We start from the raw sequence: 4,489 nt of genomic DNA, 5'->3' as shown, positions 1-4,489 counted from the left end.
GGCGGCTGCGCGCCGAGCTGGCGCAGGCCTTCGCCAGCATCACGCCGCTGCCCACCGCCGACCGGCCGAGCGCCGAACCCTTCCCACGCCGACCGGGGGGCGGCTCTGTGCGCAAGATCACAGATTTTTTCGATTGATGCCTGTGTAACATCTTTTCTTTCGTGGCGGCCGGGCGCATAACGTGGGCCACCCCTTGTCGCGGGAGCGCACGCCGTGTCTGCTTCGTCCCGGGCGCCTTGCTCGAAGGCCCCGCCTGCCCCCACTGATGCCAGCCCTGCCCCTGTCGCCGACAGCGGCCTGGTGGCGGCCATGGCCGCCCGCCTGTTCGACGAAGCGCTGCCCGGCGAGATCGAGGATCTCGATGCCGCCGGCCGCGCTGCCATCGCCGCCTTCGTGGCTGATGCGGCAGCCTTGCGTGCGCCCGGCGAACCGGTGATCCGGCTGGAGCCGCTTTCGGGCGAGCGCCGCCGGCTTCGGCTGGCGATCATCGGCGAGGATCGGCCCTTCCTGGTGGATTCGACCGCCGCGGCCGTGACCGCGGCCGGCATTGACATCCACCGTCTGCTGCACCCCATCGTGGACGTGGTGCGCGACAACCGCGGCACGCTGGTCGCGGTGGCAGGCGGCCAGACGGGTGCCACCCGTGAATCCATGATCTACATGGAGATCGCGCAGGTCGGCGCCCGCGCCCGCAGCGACCTGGTGGACAGCCTTGGGCAGGTGCTGGCCGACGTGCGGGCCGCGGTGACCGACTGGCAGGCGATGCTGGCCCTGCTGAAGGGCTCAATCCGCGATCTGGCCGATCATCCGCCGCCGCTGGCGCCGCACCGCACGAGCGAGGCGATGGCGTTCCTGGAATGGCTGGCAGCCGACAATTTCACCCTGCTGGGCGCCCGCCGCTATCGGCTCGATGGTGACCTTGATGATCCGGCCATGGCGCCGGTGAGCGATACGGGCCTGGGCATCCTGCGTGACCCGGACTATCCATTGTGGACTGGGCGCCGGGGAGACAATGACACGCCGCGCGCCCTGAAGGCCCTGCTGGCCAGCCCCGAACCGCTACTGATCACCCGCGCCGGCGCCGTCGTGACGGTGCACCGCCGCGTTAACGGCGACCTGGTGGCGGTCAAGGGCTTCGACCGGCAGGGCCGGGTGATTTCCGAAACCCGCTTCATCGGCCTCTACACCTCGGCAGCGCTGGGCACCTCGCCGCGACAGGTGCCGCTGCTCAGGCGCAAGGTGGGCGAGATCATCGATGATCTGGGCTTTGGCGATAGCGGCCACACCGGCAAGGCGCTGGTGCATGTGCTGGAAAGCTTCCCGCGCATGGAATTGTTCGAAGCCAGCCCCGATGAGCTGAAGACGATGGCGCTCGGCCTGCTGTCGCTGCTTGACCGGCCGCGGCCCAAGCTGTTCGCCCGGCCCGATCCGTTTGGCCGCTTCGTGTCGGTGCTGGTCTATGTGCCGCGCGATGCCTATTCTAGTCGGCTGCGCGAGGCGGTGGGCCAGATGCTGGCGCAGGAGCTGGCCGGCAGCATCACCCGGTTCGAGGTGGAACTGGGCGCCGAGGGGCTGGCGCGGGTGCACTATGTCGTGGACGTGAAGGATGCCGCCGGCTTTGGCCCGGCAGCGGCCGCCACGCTGGACCGCCGGCTGAGCCAGTTGGTGCGCGGCTGGGAGGAGGACCTCGAAACCGCGCTCGCGGCCCTGGTGGAGCCGACCCGCGCCGCCCGGCTGGCGCTTTCGCACGGGCGCGCCTTTTCGACCAGCTATCGCGCGCAGCACAAGCCTGAGGAGGCCGCCGCCGACATCGTGGCGCTGGCCGGCCTGTCCGACGAGCAGGGGCGCGCCGTGCGGCTGGTACCGGGCGCACAACCAGGGCAAGTGCGGCTGAAGATCTATCGGCTGGGCCGCATCATCCCGCTCTCGGAAGCGGTGCCGGTGCTGGAGAATTTCGGCCTGAAGGTGATCGAGGAATATCCCTTCGATCTGGCCGGCGGCAGCCTGGGCTGGATCCATGATTTCCTCGCCGAAGTGCCGGAGGCCGCACGCAACGAAGAGCCGGCCACGCTGGCCGCCCGACTGGAGCCGGCGCTGACCGACGTGCTGACTGGCACGCAGGAAAACGATGGCTTCAACGCGCTTATCCTCGCCTGTGCGCTCACGGCTGGCGAGGCCGCGCTCATGAGGGCCTGGTTCCGCTATCTGCGGCAGACGGGCGTCACCTATGGGGTGATGACGGTGGTGGATGCGCTGAAGCGCTATCCGGCGATCACCCGCGACCTCGTCGCCCTGTTCGCCGCACGCTTCGATCCGGCGGTGAGCGACCGCGACGCGCAGGTGGCCGCCGTGCTGGCCCGCATCGAGGCGGCGCTGGGCGATGTCGCCAGCATCGATGATGACCGGATCCTCGGCCTCTATCGCGCGGTGATGCTGGCGACGCTGCGCACCAACGCCTATGCGCCGGGCGGGCTGGAGGCCTTGTGCTTCAAGCTCGACAGCGCGCGCGTGCCGGGGCTGCCGCCGCCGGTGCCCTATCGCGAGATGTGGGTCTATTCCCCGCGTGTCGAGGGCATTCACCTGCGCGGCGGGCCGATCGCGCGCGGCGGCCTCAGATGGTCGGACCGGCGCGACGATTTCCGCACCGAGGTGCTGGGGCTGGTGAAGGCCCAGAAGGTGAAGAACACGGTGATCGTGCCGACCGGCGCCAAGGGCGGTTTCTATCCCAAGCTGCTGCCGCCGCCCACCGATCGCGACGCCTTTGCCGCCGAAGGCACCGAGGCCTATCGCGTGTTCATCCGCGCGCTGCTGTCGGTGACCGACAATCTGGCCGCCGACGGCACGGTGGTGCCGCCCGAAGCCGTGGTGTGCCACGATGCGCCCGATCCCTATCTGGTGGTGGCGGCCGACAAGGGCACCGCCACCTTCTCCGACACCGCCAACGCCATTGCGGAACAGCACGGCTTCTGGCTGGGCGATGCCTTCGCCAGCGGTGGCGGCAACGGCTATGACCACAAGGCGATGGGCATCACAGCCCGTGGCGGCTGGATCTCGGTGCAGCGCCACTTCCGCGAACTGGGCATCGACGTGCAGCGCGAAACGGTGCGGGTGGCCGGCGTGGGCGACATGTCGGGCGACGTGTTCGGCAATGCCATGCTGCTCTCGCCTGCCATCGCGCTGGTGGCGGCGTTCGATCACCGCCACATCTTCCTGGATCCCGCGCCCGATGTTCCGGCTGCCTTTGCCGAGCGCCAGCGCCTGTTCGCCTTGCCGCGATCGAGTTGGGACGATTATGACAAGGCCCTGATCTCCGAAGGCGGCGGCGTCTTCCCGCGCGGCCTCAAATCCATCCCGCTGTCGCCTGAGATGCAGGCCATGCTGGGCGTGACGGCCGACAGCCTGCCGCCCGCCGCGCTGATCGCCGCCATCCTGAAGATGAAGGTCGACCTGATCTGGTTTGGCGGGATCGGCACCTATGTGAAGGCCGCCACCGAAAGCCATGCCGATGCCGGCGACCGCGCCAACGATGCGGTGCGGGTGAACGCGCGGGACCTGAAGGCCCGGGTGATCGGCGAGGGCGCCAACCTTGGCCTCACCCAGGCGGCGCGGATCGAGTTCGCGCGGGCGGGCGCCGGTGGGGCGGGCGGGCGCATCAACACCGATTTCATCGACAACTCGGCCGGGGTCGATTGTTCCGACCACGAGGTCAACATCAAGATCGCGCTGAATGGCGAGGTTGCCGCCGGCCGGCTGACCCGTGCGTCACGCGATGCGCTGTTGAAGGCGATGACCGATGATGTCGCCGAACTGGTGCTGCGCGACAACCGCTTGCAGACCCAGGCGCTCAGCGTCGCCGAGGCCGGCGGTGCCGGCGCCCTGCCTGCCTTCCAGCGCCTGATACAGGCGCTGGAGAATGAGGCCGGGCTGGACCGCAGCGTCGAAGGACTGGCCGGCGACGAGGCGTTGGCCCAGCGCGCCGCCGCCGGAGAGGGCCTCACCCGGCCCGAGCTGGCGGTGGTGATGGCCTATGCCAAGATGGCCGCCTATGACGCGCTGGTGGCCAGCGACGTGGTCGATGATCCGCTGCTGGAGGCCGATCTGATCGCCGCCTTCCCGGTGGCCATGCAAGAGGCCCACCGTGCCGCCATCCTGTCGCACCGTCTGCGCCGCGAACTTGTGGCGACCAAGCTGGCCAACGAACTGGTCAACCGCGCCGGGCTGACGACCCCGTTCGAGCTGGCCGAAGAACTCGGCGTTGGTCTTGCCGATGTCGCCCGTGCCTTCGTTGCCGCCCGCACGCTGCACGGCTTCGATACGGTGTGGCAGGCGATCGACACAGCCGACCTGCCGGCGGCCACCGCGCTGGCGCTGCACCGCGAGGGACAGGCCGTGCTGCGCGGGCAGATGGCCGATCTGGTGCGACTGGGCGGTGGCCGCAGCGCCGCCACGCTGGTTGCGGACATCGCGCCCGGCCTGAAGGCGCTGGGCG

At 69.7% G+C, this 4,489-nt stretch carries 1 protein-coding gene; it reads left to right on the top strand.

Annotation, left to right across the window (positions count from 1 at the left end; all coding sequences use genetic code 11):
- Nucleotides 1–309: 309 nt before the first annotated feature.
- Nucleotides 310–4,489, top strand: a 4,180-nt coding sequence (locus GJV64_RS11705) for an NAD-glutamate dehydrogenase (RefSeq protein WP_164157394.1), incomplete at its 3' end; no start/stop codon positions are given.

Origin of the sequence: Sandarakinorhabdus rubra, from assembly GCF_010994245.1 — a bacterium.
In the GTDB taxonomy this organism is placed as follows: Bacteria; Pseudomonadota; Alphaproteobacteria; order Sphingomonadales; family Sphingomonadaceae; genus Sandarakinorhabdus; species Sandarakinorhabdus rubra.
The sequence above is the reverse complement of the archived record's forward strand: the minus strand, read 5'-3'. Positions and strand labels throughout refer to the sequence as shown.